This is a genomic window from Candidatus Nanopelagicales bacterium, from assembly GCA_041393815.1.
Lineage (GTDB): Bacteria > Actinomycetota > Actinomycetes > S36-B12 > JAWKJK01 > JAWKJK01.
Window position 1 is genome coordinate 684,823 of record JAWKJK010000001.1, and the last position, 15,814, is coordinate 700,636.

The following is a 15,814-nucleotide window of genomic DNA, read 5'->3' on the forward strand; positions in this document are numbered from 1 at the left end:
TCACGCCGTGGAGCACACGTTCACCGCGCCCCTGTGGCGCTGGCAGGGGGACGGGGCCTGGCACTTCGTGTCGCTCCCGGAGGCGGTCGCCGACGAGCTCGACGACTCCCCGCTTCCGCGACGCGGCTTCGGGTCGCTCCGGGTCCGGGTGACCGTGGGAGGCACGACCTGGTCCACCTCGGTGTTCCCCGATACCGCACGGGGGACCTTCCTCCTGCCGATGAAGAAGCAGGTCCGTGACCGGGAGGGGCTGCTGGAAGGGGACCCGGTCACGGTGACGCTGCAGCCGCTGGAGTCCGAGTAGGACCCGGCGACCCCTCGCGACCAGCAGGCCCGCGACAACGTCGGGTCCGCCTGATGCCGCGCATCCCGTAGCGGCGGCTGCGAGACTCGCGACGCGCCCGGCGCTCACCGGGCCGATGCCGGACGGAGGCGACCATGAACCAGCGGCCGGTCGGGGTGACCGTCGTCGGAGTCCTCGTGCTCATCGCCGGCGTCTTCTACGCCGTCGGCGGGATCCTGGCGCTCGTCTCCGAAGTCGGTCTCGGGATCGAGGACTTCGCCGCCTTGCCGATCATCCTGCTCGTCGTCGGCCTCATCTACCTGCTGGTCGCGAAGGGCTTGTTCGACGGCAGCCCGGTCGCCCAGCTCGTCGTCGGCATCGTGACGGTACTGGCGCTGATCGGCCTGGTCATCAACCTGTTCGCGGGCGGGATCAAGGCCGAGGAGATCCCCGGCTTCGTCGTCGCCGCCGCGATCAACCTGCTGATCCTGGTGATCCTGTTCGGCGCCAAGGGCCGCGCCTTCTTCAGCCGCTGACCCCCCGGGCGACCCGGAGCACCTCCACCCCCCGTCGAGTCGCTCTGCCCCGCGCGTCGAGGCCCGTTCCGACCTCGCGGACGCGATGCTGTCCACGGGCCGCCATCACCGGCCCGACGGCCGGAGGGAGCGCACGTCCGTGGGTTACCGGCGTCAGCTGCGACGACTCTCCCTCCTGGCGGTGCTCCTCCCCGTCGTCGTGGCCCTGCTGGCCGGAGCGGCACCCGCCCGCGCCGCCGACGACGCCGGTGCGGACCCGGCGGCCGTGGAGCTGGCCGAGCGCTACGCCCCGGTCGTCGTCATCCGCCAGCAGGAGGTCGAGTGCGGCCCCGGCGAGCCGTACCTGCCCACCTCCGTCGACGTCGTGCTCGGCCGCAACGACGTCGTCCTGCGCGGGCCGGACGGAGCCGTGGTCACGACCGCCCCGACCGCGGCCGACCTGTTCGGCCTCGGCGACGGCTACTACCTCGACCTGCCCGGCAACCCGCTGGACCCCGGGTGCACGTACGAGGAGTGGTTCCGCGAGGTCGCCCGCGACCTCCCCCCGACCGTCTACGCCCGGGTCGCGACCGACCCCGCCCACCCCGAGCAGCTGGCTGTTCAGTACTGGTTCTTCTGGGTCTTCAACGACTGGAACGACAAGCACGAGGGCGACTGGGAGATGGTCCAGCTGCTCTTCGACGCCGACACCGCCGAGCAGGCGCTGGCGTCCGAGCCGACGACGGTCGCGTACGCCCAGCACGAGGGCTCGGAGACCGCCGACTGGTCGTCCGACAAGGTGCTGCGCGACGGAGACCACCCGGCCGTCTACCCCGGGCAGGGGTCGCACGCGGCGTACTTCACCCAGGCGCAGTGGTTCGGCAAGTCCGCGGCGGCCGGCTTCGGCTGCGACGACACGACGGCGCCCGGCGAGGAGCTGCGGCCCGAGGTGGTGCTGCTGCCCGACGCCGTCACCTCCGCCAACGACCCGTTCGCGTGGCTGGGCTTCACCGGACGCTGGGGGCAGAAGGAGGCGTCGTTCAACAACGGCCCGACCGGGCCGAACACCAAGGACCAGTGGGACGCCCCGGTGACCTGGGTGGTGGACGAGGGCCGTCCCGACGCCGTGGCACTGCCGCCGCTGCCGGGCGAGGCGGTGGACGCCTTCTGCGGACTCACCGCGGCCGGGTCGCTGCTGTTCGTCGACCTGATGGACTCGCCCTGGATCGTCGTCGGCGTCCTGGCGGTGCTGGTCGCTCTCCTCGCGCTCGGCATCGCCCGGACCCGATGGCGGCCGGTGAGCGTCGACCCGGTGGACCAGCAGCGGCGTGCCGGCCAGATCGTGCTGGCGTCGTTCCGGCTGGTGCTGGGCCGCCCGGCGGTGTTCGTCCCGCTGGCGCTGATCACCCTGGCCAGCACGGTCCTCGTCGGCACCCTGCAACGGGTGCTGCTGGAGATCGGGATCCCCGAGGGCCTCACCGACGTGCGCGGCACGACCGGAGCGTGGCTGCCCCAGCTGCTGGCGGGCCTGCTCACCCTGCTGGTCGCCTTCCCGCTGTACCTGTGGGTCGTGACCGCGACCGCCCGCGCCGTGGGCTACCTCGCCGAGGGCTCCACCGCGACCCCCGGTCGCGCGCTGGGGGAGGCCGCCCGGCATCCGCGCGCCGCCGTCACCGTCGTCGTGCAGCAGATCGTGCCGGCCGTCCTCGTGGCCACGCTGCTGCTCTCGCCGCTGGGGCTGTGGCTGCTGGCGCGGTGGGCGGTGGCCTACCCGGCCGCAGCGACCGAGGGCGCGGGCATCCGCGCGTCACTGCGCCGCAGCGCGACCCTGACGAAGGGGCACCGCTGGCGCACACTCTGGCTGACTCTGCTGGTCCTGCTCGGCGCAGCCTGGGTCGGCCCGCTCGTGGGCGCGCTGCTCCTCCTGGTCACCGGCGTCCCGTTCTGGGTCGCCAACCTGGCCACCGGCATCGTCGCCGCCCTGCTGGTGGTCGTCTCCGCGACGGCGTTCGCCCTCCAGCTGCTCGACCTGAGGACGCGAATCCCGACCGACGAGCAGGTCAGACCGGGTGCGCCCGGCCGCCGGAGATGATCCCGCCGAGGAAGCGCACCACCCCGACGATGATGCCGATGCCGCTGCCCAGGATCCCGATCGCGAGCCCGAGCCGGACCAGCCAGGCCCAGCCCTCCCCCGCGAAGGTGAACGGGAAGACCGTCCAGACCTGCACCAGGACGGCGAGCGCGAACACCGCGGTGACCGCGTCCCCCAGCCCGCGCAGCCAGCGCGGGTCACCGATCACGTACAGCAGGTTCACCACGATGCCGGCGATCAGGGAGGCGTCCACGATCGGCAGGACGTCGACGGTCGCATCGGTGAGGAACGGGACCGCCTCCCAGCCGGGCCAGACGTGGATCGCGTACAGCAGGGCTGCGTTGATGGCGGCGGCGATCAGGTAGCCGGCGACCCGGGAGCCGCGGGACCGGGGGCGTCGGTCCCGGCGCACGGACGTCGCGCCCGTAGGTGGCGACGGGTCCGGGGAGTTCGGGGACGAGGGGGACGTCGGGATCGTCGACACGGCAAGCACCTCCGCGGGACCGCTCCCGTCCACCGTAGGCGGCCGCGATCCGTGTGCCATGGGGCGAAGGTCAGGCCGCGAGCCGGGGCAACGCGAAGCCGTCCCCGATCACCGCGGCTGCGCACGCGGCGCGGACGACACCCGGATCCCCCCGCGGTCTGCCCGCTTGGCCTCGTACAGCGCGCGGTCGGCGGACCGGACGAGCTCCTCCAGGTCCGTCGGCTCCCGGCCGACCGGGAGCGCGGCGATGCCCGCGCTGACCCGGATCTGACCGCCCTCGCCGGGCCCCGCCGCCGGGGCGATCAGCTCCTGCTGGATCCGGCGGACCACCTCCCACGCCTGGGTCAGGTCGGCGCCGGGCAGCAGCAATGCGAACTCGTCACCCCCGATGCGTGCCACCACGTCGACCGTGCGGCAGGACCGCGCGAGCGTCTCGGCGACGCGCAGCAGCACCGCGTCCCCCGCCGCGTGGCCGAACCGGTCGTTGACCGGCTTGAGGTCGTCCACGTCGAGGATCACCACGCTGAGGGGTGTCGGACGGCGGCGCACCCGCTCGATCGCGCGGACCCCCCGTTCGCTGAACGCCCGGCGGTTCGCCAGCCCGGTCAGCGGGTCGGTGCGCGCCTGCTCCTCCAAGTCGTGCTCCAGCTGCCGGCGCGCCGTGACATCGCGGAGGACGACGACCCGGCCGATCCGCCGGCCGCGCCCGTCGTCGAGCGGGGATATCGAGACGTCGACCACCAGCGGAGGCGCGGCCGAGAGGGACACGTCGCCCCCGGCGCCCACCGGGTCGGACACCAGGAACAGCAGCCCCGGTACGGCACAGACCTGCACGAGCGGGGCCCCGGAGGGAAGCGGGTCCGGGAGCCCGAGCATCCCGACGGCTGCCGCGTTGGCGTCGGTGACCCGGTCCTGCGGGTCGAGCACCAGGACGCCGTCCGGGATGTGGTCCAGCACCGCATGCCGCGCCACCGGGAGCACGGTCAGCAGTCGGAATCTCACCAGCGCGAACGCGAAGGCCGCGGCGCTGATCGAGAAGGCGAACGGGGTGGGGTCCGCAGCCAGCGTCGCCGAGCTCGCCACCAGCAGGATGTTGGCCAGCCAGGGGACGCTGATGCCGACCAGCACGGTGGCGGCCTGGCGGCGGAAGACCCCGTGCGCCCGGGTGAAGCGGAGGACCAGCACGACCGTGGCCACCAGGACCAGCAGGTACGAGTAGGCCACGTTCAGCCAGAACACCGGGCCACCGGTGCGGATCAGCTCGACGGAGTCCGACCGGTCCGGTCCGAAGAACAACCCGTGCGCCCCGTCGGTGAACAGCAGCAGACCGACGACCACCGGCTCCACGCTCAATGCCGCGATCACCGGTCCCGTCAGCCACGCGTCCCGGGCGGAGAACCGGACCGCGAACACCAGCAGCGCGACCGGCACGACGAGCACGCCCACGTACGTCAGGTCCAGCCAGAAGTGGACCGAGGGGGCCGGCGCGGCAGCCCAGGTCGCCGCGTACGCCAGGTCCCACCACGAGGTCGCCAGCAGCAGCACGGTCAGCGCGGGAGCGGCCGCGGAGAACCGGCGCCCCTGCCACACCACGACCGCCAGCACGAGGCAGACCAGGCCGGTGGTGCCGAGCACCGCGGCCAAGGCAGGGACGGGCGGGGCCAGGGTAGTCACCTCCGGATCGGTCCTCTCCGCACCGTAGTTGCCGGGTCCGTAGCGTTTCTCGGCGACGCGACCGCCCCGAGGGCTAGGGTCCGCGCCATGGGCACGACATCCGTCTCCGAGAAGATCACCGTCAACGCGCCGTTCGCGACCGTGCTGGCCGCGGTCCGCGACACCGCGTCCCAGCCCCAGTGGTTCCCCGGGATGATCAGCGCCGAGGTGCTCGAGGCTGACGACGAGGGCAGGACGCTGCGCGCGCACCAGGTCAACGACGTCAAGATCGCCAAGGACGAGTTCGACCTCGCGTTCGTGCACACCGACACCGGCGTCTCGTGGGAGCTCGAGGCGCCCAGCAAGGCGCAGAAGTCCGCCAGCGGCTCCTGGCAGCTGGTCGACAAGGGCGGCAGCACCGACGTGACGCTCAGCCTCGCCATCGACTCCTCGCTGCCCCTCCCCGGGTTCGTCCTCAAGAAGACGTTGGGCGACACCGCCAAGGGCGCCTGCAAGGGTCTGAAGAAGTGGTGCGAGTAGCAGCCGGGCCGCGCACCCGGTGGGACCGCTAGCAGGGCTCCGCGTCGTCGAACTGGCCGGCATCGGACCGGTGCCGTTCGCCGCGATGCTGCTCGCCGATCTCGGCGCGGATGTCGTCCGCGTCGACCGCCCCTCGCCGTTCCCGGTCGACCCTGCGGCTCCCCGCGATCCGGTCCTGCGCGGCCGGCGCTCGGTGGCGGTGGACCTCAAGGCCGAGGCGGGCCGCGACGTCGTGCTCGATCTCGCCGGCTGGGCCGACGTGCTCCTCGAGGGCTTCCGCCCCGGGGTGATGGAGCGCCTCGGACTGGGACCCGACGCGTGCCACCTGCGCAACCCCGCCCTGGTGTACGGCCGCATGACCGGCTGGGGCCAGGACGGCCCCCGCGCCTCCCAGGCGGGGCACGACATCGACTACATCGCCCTCACCGGCGCCCTGCACGCCACGGGTCGCGCCGACGAGCAGCCGGTGCCGCCGCTGAACCTGGTCGGTGACCTCGGCGGTGGCGCCCTCTACCTCGTCGTCGGCGCGCTGGCGGGGGTGCTGCACGCGCGGACCACGGGCCAGGGCCAGGTCGTGGACGCCGCCATCGTCGACGGCACCGTCTCCCTCGCGCACTTCATCCGCGGGCTGCAGCACCTGGGGATGTGGGGCGCCCCGCGCGGGCGCAACCTGCTCGACACCGGCGCCCCGTTCTACGAGGTGTACGCCTGCGCCGACGGCCTGCCCCTCGCGGTGGGCGCCCTCGAGCCGCAGTTCTACGACGAGCTGGTGCGGCGCAGCGGCATCGAGGTCACGCCCGAGGTCTCACCCGAGCGGCGGCTGGACCCGCGGACCTGGCCCGAGGCCAAGCGCCAGTGGGCGGCCCTGTTCGCGACCCGGCCGCGGGCGGAGTGGCTGGACCTGCTGGACCACACCGACGCCTGCGTCGCCCCGGTCCTGGACTGGGACGAGTCGCTGCGCGACGAGCACCTGGCGGCGCGGGGCACGTACGTCGAGCACGACGGGTTCCTCCAGGCGTCCCCGGCGCCGCGGTTCGACGTCACCCCCGCCGCGCTGGACCGGCCGGCGCCGTGGCCGGGACAGCACACCGACGAGGTGCTGGCGCTGCTGGGTCGCGACGCCGTTGCCGTGTCCGCCCTGCGGTCGGCCGGCGCGGTCGCCTGACGCGACCGGCGTCCCACCCCTCGCCGGACGGGGACCATCCGCCCTGCAACCACCCCTCCGGTCGGACTAGCGTCGAAGGCGTCAGGCCGCCGTCCGGAAGGGGGTGCGCCGTGATCGCGACGCGCTCGACCCCGATGCCGTCCACCTCCCCCACCCGTGCCCCCGCCCGCGCGACGCGCACCCGACGCCGCTGGGTCGCCGTGATGGCGGCCGGCACCCTCGCCCTGGCCGGCGCGGCCTGCTCCCCCCAGCGGGTCGAGCCGTCGGCGTCGACGTCGGGCGGGCAGACGGTCCCGTTCCACCCGCTCTACTTCTCGGGGGCGGCGCCGAACGCGACCGGCGGCGTCAGTGACGCCGACGTCACCTTCCAGCGCGGGGGCGACGTGCTGCGGGTCGAGTTCTCCGAGGACCAGGTCGAGGGGGTCGGCGACCAGATCCGGGCCGCCTCGTGGAGCGCGGTCACGGTGGCCTCGCTGCTCACCGGAGCGCCCGTCACGGGCACCTACCGGTTCACCTACACCGGCTACGCCGACGGTCCCAGTGCAGGAACCCTCACCACCGTCGCCGTCCTTGCCGCGCAGCGCGGGATCACGATCGACCCGAAGGCGACCATGACGGGGACGATCAACCCCGACGGCACCGTCGGACCGGTCGGTGGCATCCCGCAGAAGCTCCAGGGGGCCGCGGACAACGGGTTCACCACCGTCCTGGTGCCGGCCGGCCAGCGCAACGACGTCGACGCGAACACCGGCAACCTGGTCGACCTGGTGGAGCTCGGCAAGACCCTGGGCGTCGAGGTCGCCGAGGTCGCGAACGTGTACGAGGCGTACTCGACGCTGACCGGGCAGACGCTGCCCCGATCGACGGGCAGCGGCTCGGACCGGCTCGACGACGAGGTGTACGCGAAGTTCAAGGCCCAGACCGGGCTGGCACTGTCCCGCTACGGAGAGGACGAGAGCCGCTTCCTCAACCTTCCCGACGCGATCCAGGAGGCGCTCATCGACAGCGCGCTGGAGGCACAGGGCAACGCCCAGCGGGCCCAGGACCTGTCCGACCAGGGCCTGCAGGCCGGGGCCTTCGAGGCCGCCTGGCTCGGCGCCGCGGAGATGCACGCCGTGGTCGCCACCGGGCAGGCGCTCATCGACGTGGTCAACGGCGACCTGGCCGCGACGGTGAACCGGGTCACCGGCGCTCAGAGCGCCGAGACCGACATGTACGCGCTGCTGGACTCGCTGGCCACGTACGACCCGGCCAACATCAGCGACGCCGCCGCGCTGGCGTTCGCGTACGGGCAGGCGCTGGACTCCTACACGCTGTCGGTGTTCGCGGAGAACCAGCTCGCGGGCATCAGCGACGCGTACGACCAGGGCCAGATCGGGGACCAGGAGGCGCTCACCCAGCTGCTCGTCCCGCTGCTGTACTTCGAGTTCGCCGGCAGCATGGTCGACTATGGCCGGTCGGTGTTCGAGGTGGGCCGCGACCTGGCCGGGCCGGCGATCTCGGACAACGTCGACCTCGAAGGCGTCGCCGACTTCTTCCGCAAGGGTGCCGACGCGAACTGGGCGGCGTTCAACGACGTCGTCATCCATTCGATCGCGGTGCAGTACGAGGCCAGCGACGAGCGGGTCGTGACCGCGCTGGCCGACTCCGACCTGGAGATCGCGATCAGCCTCACCCAGCAGCAGGCCATCGACGGGCTGAAGCAGTACATCGGCGCGGGCGAGCCCAATGCCGCGTACGCCCAGCTCGGCTACGCGATCGGCAACTACGCCCGCAACGCGCTGCTGCTCTACAAGTACTACTCCAACGGCGAGCTGGACGAGGACTTCCAGCTGACCGGCGTGAAGTCGGAGCGCGCGTTCAACGCGTCCCTCGACCTCGGCCAGGAGCAGCTGTCGTCGATCGTGAAGGTGCTGCAGGAGAAGGGGGCCCAGCCCGCGTACCAGGCCGCGCTGCTGGAGTCGGCCGACATCGACCGCAACGGCGACGTCGACGACAAGTTCGAGGCGCTGCGGTACTACTGGGCCGGCTTCGTCAGCGGCCGGGTGATGGCCTACCTCGGCGGGTTCGCCGGCTCCGGGTTCGCCGACTGATCCGCGGCCTCCTGCGCCGCGGCCAGCCGCGCGCGGACGTCGCGGGTCACGTAGTGCTCGGCGACGAAGGACATGAACGGGATGGTGCCGGCGACCAGGACCGCCAGCGTCCGCAGCACGCCCCACCGGCAGCGGAACGCGAGGTCCACGCCGGTGACCAGGTACGCCGCGTACAGGTAGCCGTGGCCGGTCCACATCAGCACGTACGCCGACGGCTTGACGCCCTCGCCGGAGTAGCCCCACAGCGTGTAGCCGAGGACCAGCCACCCGGTCATGAACAGCAGGAACACGCCGGTGACGAAGGCCATCACGCGGTAGCGGGTCAGTGCGCCCTGCACGGGCCGTCCTCCCGGGGTGGGACCGGCGCCGGGTGCGCCGCGGGTCGGACCAGGCTAACCCGCCGACGGGGGCGCCTCGGCCGCGGCGGGTGCCGGCTGCGCCTCCTCGGCCCGCTCGCGGGCCTCCAGCCGCAGCCAGCGGAACCACAGGAAGACCACGAACGCGGCGAAGAACCACCACTGGAACGCGTAGAAGAAGTTCTGCAGCGGGAACGGCACGTCGGCGGTGACGACCGTCGGCGGCACCGGCACGGGGGCGGGATCCGACGCCGGCCGCTGGCCGGTGAGCATGACGTAGCCGGACCGCAGGTCGCCGGTCACCAGCGGCGCGACGGTGTCGGACGAGATCCGGGTCAGCCGGCCGTCCGCCCGGGTCCCGCCCTCGGCGTAGAACGCCTCCTCCGGCTGCAGCACGCCGGTGACCTCGACCGACCCGGCCGGCACCTGCTCGGCCTCGGTGCCGATCTCGGGCACCCAGCCGCGCACCACCGCGACCGCGGTCCCGTCCTCGAGGAGCAGCGGGGTGAGCACCCACGAGCCGGCCCGGCCGTCCAGGCCGCGGTCGGCGACCAGCCGCTGGCCGTCGGCGGCGTAGCGCCCGGTCGCGGTGACCGGCCGCCCCACCGACACCCCGGGCAGCGGCTCGCCGGCCGGCGCGACCTGCTCGACGGGGACCGGCAGCCGGGAGGCGGCGCGCTCGGCCTCGAGGATGTCCTGGGTCCGCTGCCACTGCCAGGTGCCCAGCGCGGCGAACGCGACCACGGCGACCAGGGCCAGGGCGGTCAGCCCCAGCCAGCGGCGGGTGAGGAGGGTGCGCCTCACCGCGACTTCGGGGGCGGCGACTTCGGGGGCTGGCCCGAGTTCGGCGGCTGGCCCGCGCCCGGGGGCCCGTCCTGGTCCGGGGGCTGGTCCGGGTCCTCCGGGCCGCCAGGCAGGTCCGGCCGGACCTTCGCCATCTGGCTGCGCATCGAGCGGTACAGCAGCCAGACCGCCACGACCAGGAACACGAAGGAGATCAGGCCGAGGATGCCGGGGGTGACGCGCTCCGGGTCGATCGGGGGGGCGTCGGGCGTCACCGGCGTCGGCGACGGCGAGTCCTCGCCGCCCAGCCCGGCCAGCGCGACCGCGACCTGCGCGACCAGCCCGGTCATGCGACACCGTCCACCCGGCGCGCGCCGAGGTGCCGGGCGCTGCCGCGGGTGCGGGCCCGCTCGGCGACCGCGTCCGGATCTTCGTCCCGCAGCCCGACGAACAGGTCGTCCTCCGGCAGGTCGACGTCGACGTACGTGCTCGCCAGCTGGTAGTCCTCGGTCGGCCACACCCGCCGCTGCATCTCCATCGGCACTGCGAACCAGCGCCCGTCGGGGTCGATCTGCGTCGCGTGCGCCCGCAGCGCGGCGTCGCGCACGTCGAACCAGTCCGCGGCCGGCACCAGCGTGGTCAGCCGCTCCGCGTCGTGCTCGCGGTCCTCCCAGTGCGCCAGCCAGTCGGCGTACGGGGACTCCAGCCCGGCGCCCTCCATCGCCTCGTGCAGCGCGAGCACCCGGGCCTTGTGGAACGTCATGTGGTAGTAGAGCTTCACCGGCTGCCACGGGTCGCCGGTCCCCGGGTACCGGGTGGGATCCCCGGCCGCCTCGAAGGCCTCGACGCTCACCTCGTGGCAGCGGATGTGGTCCGGGTGCGGGTAGCCGCCGTGCTCGTCGTACGTGGTGACGACGTGCGGTCGGAACTCGCGGACCAGCCGGACCAGCGGCTCGGACACCGTCTCCAGCGGCAGCGCGGCGAAGCAGCCGTCCGGCAGCGGCGGCTTCTCCCCCGTCTCGGCGTCCGGCTCCGGCCAGCCGCTGTCCTCGAAGCCCAGCCAGGCGTGCCGGATGCCGAGCAGCTCGGCCGCCGCCGCCATCTCCCGGCGTCGCACCTCCGGCAGGCCGTGCTCGTCGACCTCGGCCTGGGCCCGGGCGTTGAGGACGTCCCCGCGCTCACCCCCGGTGCAGGAGACGACGAGGACCTCGACCCCCTCGGCGACGTAGCGCGCCGTCGACGCCGCGCCCTTGCTGGACTCGTCGTCGGGGTGCGCGTGCACGGCCATCAGCCGGAGCCGCGGGGCGGGCTCGGACACGACGGGCTCCCGGGGTTCGCTCTGGTCGGGGGACGGTGGCCCGCGGCGCCGCGGGCGACGCCTAGGGTCCCACGACCGCAGGTCCGGCGACCCCGCCGGGCCCGGGGACGGCGGGACGGGGCCGGGACGGGAGACTGGGCGCGTGCCCGTCCCCGACACCGCGCTGCCGCCGCACCTGCGGGCCCGCTACGGCGTGCGCAGCGGCCCGCGCTGGGGGCTGGCCGTGCTCGCCGTCGTGGTCGGAGCGCTGGTGGTGGCGCTGGGCGTGCTCGGCTACCGGCTGGCGAACCCGCCGGTGACCTCGAAGCTGCTGGCCTGGCGGGACGTGTCCGCGGAGCGCGTGGACATCACCTTCGAGGTCCGCGGCCCGGAGTCGGCGACGGTCTACTGCGTGCTCCGGGCGCAGGACGTCAGCCGGGCGGACGTCGGCTACGCGGTGGCCGAGCTGCCGCCGGGGTCGTCCTATCGGCAGACGACCTACCGGATGCGCACGGTCGCTCCCGCGTACACCGCGGAGGTGCTGGAGTGCGCCGCCGGGGAGCCGCCGGTGCGGGTGGCGCCGCCGCAGTTCCCCGCCGGGGTGGTCCCCCCCGAGCAGCCGTGGACCGACCAGCCGCAGACCGGCCAGCCCTAGACCGACCAGCCATCGCCCGACGCGGTCGGCAGCACCGGCCCCCGGCGGTTACCCTCGACGGCACGAGCCCCGGTACCACCGTGCCGACCGACCCGACCCGCGACGAGACCGCGTACGCCGCGCAGGAGGACCGCCGTGACCGAGCACGTGACCTGGCTGACCCAGGAGGCCTACGACCGGCTGCAGGACGAGCTGGCCGACCGCGAGGGACCGCGCCGGGGCGAGATCACCAAGCGGATCGAGGCCGCCCGCGAGGAGGGCGACCTGAAGGAGAACGGCGGCTACCACGCCGCCAAGGAGGAGCAGGGCAAGAACGAGGCCCGCATCCGGCAGCTCAAGCACCTGCTCGACCACGCGCAGATCGGGGCCCCCGACGCCGACCACGACGAGGTGGCGCAGGGCAAGGTGGTGACGGTGCGCTTCCCGTCGTTCGACGAGGAGGAGACGTTCCTGCTCGGCTCCCGCGAGGAGGCCGCGCACGCCTCGCTCGAGGTCTACTCGCCGACGTCGCCGCTGGGGTCCGCGGTGCTCGGCCGCCGGGTGGGCGACTCCGCCACCTACTCGCTGGCCAACGGCAAGGACATGACCGTGGAGATCCTCAAGGTCGAGGCCTACACCGGCTGACGCCTGCTCAGCGGCTGGTGGTGTGGCGGTAGCGGCGCACGGCCAGCGGCGCGAAGATCGCGATCAGCACCAGGCACGAGATGATCGTGTAGGCCTGCGGGTGCTGCATCGGCCACTGGTCGGTGACGATCCCGGTGGGGTTGCCGAACAGCTCACGGCAGGCCAGCACGAGCGCCGAGATCGGGTTCCACGCCGCGAACGTCTGCAGCCAGGCCGGCATCGACGTGATCGGCACGAACGCGTTGGACAGGAACGTCAGCGGGAACAGCCAGACCAGCCCCGCCGTGTTCGCCGTCTCCGGGTTGGGCATGTACAGCCCGATCCACGCCCCGATCCACGCGACCGTGTAGGCGAACAGCAGCAGCAGCGCGTACGCGAAGGCCGCGTTGAGGAGCCCGTCGTTGATCCGCCAGCCGACCAGGTAGCCGGTGACGCTGAGCACCGCCAGGACCAGGATCTGCCGGGTGGCGTCGGCCAGCGTGCGCCCGAACAGCACCGCGCCGGGGTCCATCGGCAGCACCCGGAACCGGTCGATCAGGCCCTTGTGCATGTCCTCGGCGAGTCCGACGGTGGACGACGCCGCGGCGAACGCGACGGTCTGGCCGAAGATGCCGGGCATGAGGTACTGCCGGTAGATGTCGTCGGTCGGCACCGTCGCCGGGTCGGCGCCCGGGACCGGGATCGCGCCACCGAACACGAACGCGAACAGCAGCACGAAGATGACCGGCTGCACCAGCGAGAAGAACAGCAGCTCGGGCACCCGAATCGTCTGGATCAGGTTGCGGCGGGCGACGACGAGGCCGTCGTGCAGCGCCCAGCCGAACCACGGGCGCCGCATCGGGGCGACGGCGGAGGCGACGTGCGGGGTGGTGGCGGCCATGGTCAGGCTCCCCTCGTCCCGGCACCGCGTCGGTCGCGGGCCGCGGGTTCGGCGGCGGGCGGCTCCTCCTCGGCCACGTGCCCGGTCAGCGCCAGGAACACGTCGTCCAGCGTCGGTCGCCGCAGGGTCAGGTCGTCCACCTCGATGCCGGTGGCGTCCAGCTCGCGGACCACGCTCACCAGCACCGTCGAGCCGCCGGACACCGGGACGGACAGCCGCCCGTCCTCCGCGTCGACGACGATCTCGCCGGTGGCCAGGCCGGACAGGGCGGTGCGCGCGTCGTCGGCGCGGGCCCGGTCCCGGACCGTGATCTGCACCCGGTCGCCGCCGACCTGGTCCTTCAGCACGTCCGACGTGCCCTCGGCGATGACCCGGCCGTGGTCGATCACCACGATGTTGTCGGCGAGCTGGTCGGCCTCGTCGAGGTACTGCGTGGTCAGCAGGACCGTCGCCCCCTCCGCGACCAGGTCTCCGATGACGCCCCACAGGTCCAGCCGCGACCGCGGGTCCAGGCCGGTGGTCGGCTCGTCCAGGAACAGGATGTCCGGCTTGGCGACCAGGCTGGCCGCGAGGTCGAGCCGGCGCCGCATGCCCCCGGAGTAGGTGCGTACCGGCCGGTCGGCCGCGTCGGACAGGTCGAACTTGTCCAGCAGCTCCCGCGACCGGTCCCGTACGTACGCCGGCGGCAGGTGGTAGAGCCCGCCGAACATGCGCAGGTTCTCCCAGCCGGTGAGGTACTCGTCCACGGCCGCGTACTGGCCGGTCACGCCGATGACGCGACGCACCGCGTCGGGGTCCTTCGTGACGTCGTAGCCGCCCACCGTCGCCCGACCGGCGTCGGCGTTGAGCAGCGTGGTGAGGATGCGCACCGCGGTCGTCTTGCCCGCCCCGTTGGGGCCGAGGACGCCGAGCACGGTGCCCTGCTCGCAGCGCAGGTCCAGGCCGTTGAGGGCGACGACGTCGCCGAACTTCTTGACCAGGCCCTCTGCCGCGATGACAGGGGTGGATGACATGGCGGTCCCTTCCTCCGGGTGGGCGCGACGCTAGCCCGGCGGTCCGACATCGGCCAAGGGGAATGCGGCGGAGCCCCCGACGGGCACAGGGCGTCACGGGCCGGCCACCCGCCGAGCAGCCGCTCGGCCTCGTCCTATCCGCCGAGCAGCCGCTCGGCCTCGTCGACGTCGATGGCCCCGGACGCCAGGTCCGCGAGCACCTGCTCGCGCGCGCGGCGGGCCTCGTCCGCGGACGTGGTCTCCAGCCCGAGCCGGGCCAGCAGGTCGGCGTAGCGCTGGCGTGCCGTGGGGTACGAGACCCCGAGGTGCGCGGCGAGCTCGCGCATGTTGCCGCGCGAGACCAGGAACACCCGCAGGGCCTCGAGGTCGTCGTCATCCAGCCCGCAGTACGGGCAGGCGCGGAAGACGCCGGTCAGCCCGGTGCCGCACTCCGGGCAGCCGAGTGCGGTCACGACCAGTTCCTCGGCGCACACCGGGCAACTGCGCGGCGGCCGGTGCGAGGCCGCGGACGGGCTCACGGGAGCACCACCGCGACGGCGCCGAGGCGGGCCTCGACCCGCAGGGTGGCGGCGCCCGATCCGACGCGCGCGGTCCGGGTCGTCACCGGGAGGTCGCCGTCGGCCGGCACCGTCGGGACCTCGTCGTCCCGACGGTCCTTGACGCTCACGGTGCCGAGGTCGGCGCTGGCCCGGACCTCCACGTCCGAGCCCGGCAGCAGCCGGACGGTGGCGGACGACAGCTCCGACACGACCCGGGACTCGCCCGCGTCCAGGAGCGCCTCGACGTCGATGCCGGCCGTGGTCCCGGCCAGGTCGACGGGGCCGCGGTGGTCGGCGACCCGCAGCGAGGCACTGCTCACCCGCGCGCGCAGGGCCGCGCGCAGCCCGGTCACCTCCGCGGAGGAGCCGATCACGTCCAGGTCGACCGCCAGCGCGGGATTGACCCGGACGACCACCCGGGTGCCGCGGTCGGTGACCTTGGGCAGCCAGCTCAGCCAGGTGGGGATCCGCTCGTCGACGCGGTAGCCGTCGGCCGCGGGTGCGTCCTGCGAGGCGCCGGCGTCGACGCGCAGGGTGTCCCCCTCGGGGACGATGCGGTGCGGCCCGGTGACGGACACCACCGCCACGGCCGGGTCGGCCTCGACCCGCAGCCGCAGGTGGGACCCGCGGATCGCGACCCGGGTGGGCGTCGCGGTGGAGGTGGCCGTCGAGGGGTGCGGCGGGGTGGCGGCGGAGCCGTCCGGGGCCACCGGGGCGGGGGTGCCGTCCTCCAGCCGGCGGGCGGCCTCGGCGGGCGACACCGCACCGGCGGCGACGGACTCGAGCAGGGAACGCAGTGACTCGGTCATGCCGCCAGGGTGACCCCGGAGTTGCCGTTCTGT

Annotated in this window: 18 protein-coding genes; 8 read left to right on the forward strand and 10 right to left on the reverse strand. The window is 73.8% G+C overall.

Translation table 11 applies throughout. The annotated features are described in order from the left end of the window. Positions 1-7: 7 nt before the first annotated feature. The 3 genes from R2737_03100 to R2737_03110 all read left to right on the forward strand — a co-directional run bounded on the left by R2737_03100 (position 8) and on the right by R2737_03110 (position 2,890). Positions 8-304, forward strand: a complete 297-nt coding sequence (locus R2737_03100) for a DUF1905 domain-containing protein (GenBank protein ID MEZ5115235.1) — start codon at positions 8-10, stop codon at positions 302-304. A gap of 134 nt (positions 305-438) precedes the next feature. Next, positions 439-819, forward strand: coding sequence for a hypothetical protein (locus tag R2737_03105; protein ID MEZ5115236.1), 381 nt, complete (start codon positions 439-441; stop codon positions 817-819). A gap of 181 nt (positions 820-1,000) precedes the next feature. After that, positions 1,001-2,890 (forward strand): hypothetical protein, encoded by a 1,890-nt coding sequence (locus R2737_03110; protein ID MEZ5115237.1) that lies wholly within the window; start codon positions 1,001-1,003, stop codon positions 2,888-2,890. Here R2737_03110 and R2737_03115 read toward each other — a convergent pair. Beyond that, the gene (locus R2737_03115; GenBank protein MEZ5115238.1) at positions 2,859-3,374 is read right to left on the reverse strand and encodes a hypothetical protein; all 516 of its coding nucleotides are present in this window, start codon (positions 3,372-3,374) and stop codon (positions 2,859-2,861) included. The genes R2737_03110 and R2737_03115 overlap by 32 nt on opposite strands. Positions 3,375-3,482: 108 nt before the next feature. Next, positions 3,483-5,048, reverse strand: a complete 1,566-nt coding sequence (locus tag R2737_03120) for a histidine kinase N-terminal 7TM domain-containing protein (GenBank protein ID MEZ5115239.1) — start codon at positions 5,046-5,048, stop codon at positions 3,483-3,485. 87 nt (positions 5,049-5,135) lie between these two features. Between R2737_03120 and R2737_03125 the strand changes: the two genes are divergently transcribed. From R2737_03125 to R2737_03135, 3 genes are all read left to right on the forward strand, one after another. After that, positions 5,136-5,567: an SRPBCC family protein gene (locus R2737_03125; protein ID MEZ5115240.1), complete on the forward strand. Its 432-nt coding sequence runs from the start codon at positions 5,136-5,138 to the stop codon at positions 5,565-5,567. Positions 5,568-5,586: 19 nt separating this feature from the next. Then, positions 5,587-6,732: a CaiB/BaiF CoA-transferase family protein gene (locus tag R2737_03130; protein ID MEZ5115241.1), complete on the forward strand. Its 1,146-nt coding sequence runs from the start codon at positions 5,587-5,589 to the stop codon at positions 6,730-6,732. Positions 6,733-6,842: 110 nt separating this feature from the next. Next, the gene (locus R2737_03135; protein ID MEZ5115242.1) at positions 6,843-8,825 is read left to right on the forward strand and encodes a S16 family serine protease; all 1,983 of its coding nucleotides are present in this window, start codon (positions 6,843-6,845) and stop codon (positions 8,823-8,825) included. On the opposite strand, the gene R2737_03140 is transcribed toward R2737_03135, so the two are convergent. The 4 genes from R2737_03140 to mca are packed head-to-tail and all read right to left on the reverse strand — an operon-like array spanning position 8,786 to position 11,282. Continuing rightward, positions 8,786-9,163: a DUF3817 domain-containing protein gene (locus tag R2737_03140; protein ID MEZ5115243.1), complete on the reverse strand. Its 378-nt coding sequence runs from the start codon at positions 9,161-9,163 to the stop codon at positions 8,786-8,788. The genes R2737_03135 and R2737_03140 overlap by 40 nt on opposite strands. A 54-nt stretch (positions 9,164-9,217) precedes the next feature. Next, positions 9,218-9,985 (reverse strand): SURF1 family protein, encoded by a 768-nt coding sequence (locus R2737_03145; protein MEZ5115244.1) that lies wholly within the window; start codon positions 9,983-9,985, stop codon positions 9,218-9,220. Beyond that, a complete protein-coding gene (locus R2737_03150; protein ID MEZ5115245.1) occupies positions 9,982-10,314 on the reverse strand; it encodes a hypothetical protein in 333 nt (110 codons plus the stop codon). Before R2737_03150 ends, R2737_03145 begins: the two co-directional genes overlap by 4 nt. Further along, entirely contained in the window at positions 10,311-11,282 is a 972-nt protein-coding gene (gene mca, locus R2737_03155; protein MEZ5115246.1) for a mycothiol conjugate amidase Mca, read from the reverse strand. The genes R2737_03150 and mca overlap by 4 nt, the downstream gene beginning before the upstream one ends. A 142-nt stretch (positions 11,283-11,424) precedes the next feature. Between mca and R2737_03160 the strand changes: the two genes are divergently transcribed. Together R2737_03160 and greA are read left to right on the forward strand one after the other, a co-directional pair. Then, positions 11,425-11,916, forward strand: coding sequence for a DUF4307 domain-containing protein (locus tag R2737_03160; GenBank protein MEZ5115247.1), 492 nt, complete (start codon positions 11,425-11,427; stop codon positions 11,914-11,916). A 135-nt stretch (positions 11,917-12,051) separates the two neighbouring features. After that, positions 12,052-12,540 carry a transcription elongation factor GreA gene (gene greA / locus R2737_03165; GenBank protein MEZ5115248.1) on the forward strand — a complete coding sequence of 163 codons (489 nt, stop codon included), beginning with the start codon at positions 12,052-12,054 and terminating at the stop codon, positions 12,538-12,540. Between the two features lie 7 nt (positions 12,541-12,547). Here greA and R2737_03170 read toward each other — a convergent pair whose 3' ends face one another. The 4 genes from R2737_03170 to R2737_03185 form a co-directional block, all read right to left on the reverse strand. Beyond that, on the reverse strand, positions 12,548-13,420 hold the full coding sequence (locus R2737_03170) for an ABC transporter permease (protein MEZ5115249.1): 873 nt from the start codon (positions 13,418-13,420) through the stop codon (positions 12,548-12,550). Positions 13,421-13,422: 2 nt separating this feature from the next. Then, entirely contained in the window at positions 13,423-14,433 is a 1,011-nt protein-coding gene (locus tag R2737_03175; protein ID MEZ5115250.1) for an ATP-binding cassette domain-containing protein, read from the reverse strand. A gap of 134 nt (positions 14,434-14,567) precedes the next feature. Continuing rightward, positions 14,568-14,951, reverse strand: a complete 384-nt coding sequence (locus R2737_03180) for a DUF2089 domain-containing protein (protein MEZ5115251.1) — start codon at positions 14,949-14,951, stop codon at positions 14,568-14,570. Continuing rightward, positions 14,948-15,781: a hypothetical protein gene (locus R2737_03185; protein MEZ5115252.1), complete on the reverse strand. Its 834-nt coding sequence runs from the start codon at positions 15,779-15,781 to the stop codon at positions 14,948-14,950. The genes R2737_03180 and R2737_03185 overlap by 4 nt, the downstream gene beginning before the upstream one ends. Positions 15,782-15,814: the final 33 nt, after the last annotated feature.

Excerpts from the sequence above, each read along its gene's own strand:
- R2737_03105 (MEZ5115236.1), top strand. The coding sequence starts at position 439 with ATGAACCAGCGGCCGGTCGGGGTGACCGTCGTCGGAGTCCTCGTGCTC.
- R2737_03125 (MEZ5115240.1), top strand. The coding sequence starts at position 5,136 with ATGGGCACGACATCCGTCTCCGAGAAGATCACCGTCAACGCGCCGTTC.
- R2737_03150 (MEZ5115245.1), bottom strand. The coding sequence starts at position 10,314 with ATGACCGGGCTGGTCGCGCAGGTCGCGGTCGCGCTGGCCGGGCTGGGC.
- R2737_03170 (MEZ5115249.1), bottom strand. The coding sequence starts at position 13,420 with ATGGCCGCCACCACCCCGCACGTCGCCTCCGCCGTCGCCCCGATGCGG.
- R2737_03175 (MEZ5115250.1), bottom strand. The coding sequence starts at position 14,433 with ATGTCATCCACCCCTGTCATCGCGGCAGAGGGCCTGGTCAAGAAGTTC.
- R2737_03185 (MEZ5115252.1), bottom strand. The coding sequence starts at position 15,781 with ATGACCGAGTCACTGCGTTCCCTGCTCGAGTCCGTCGCCGCCGGTGCG.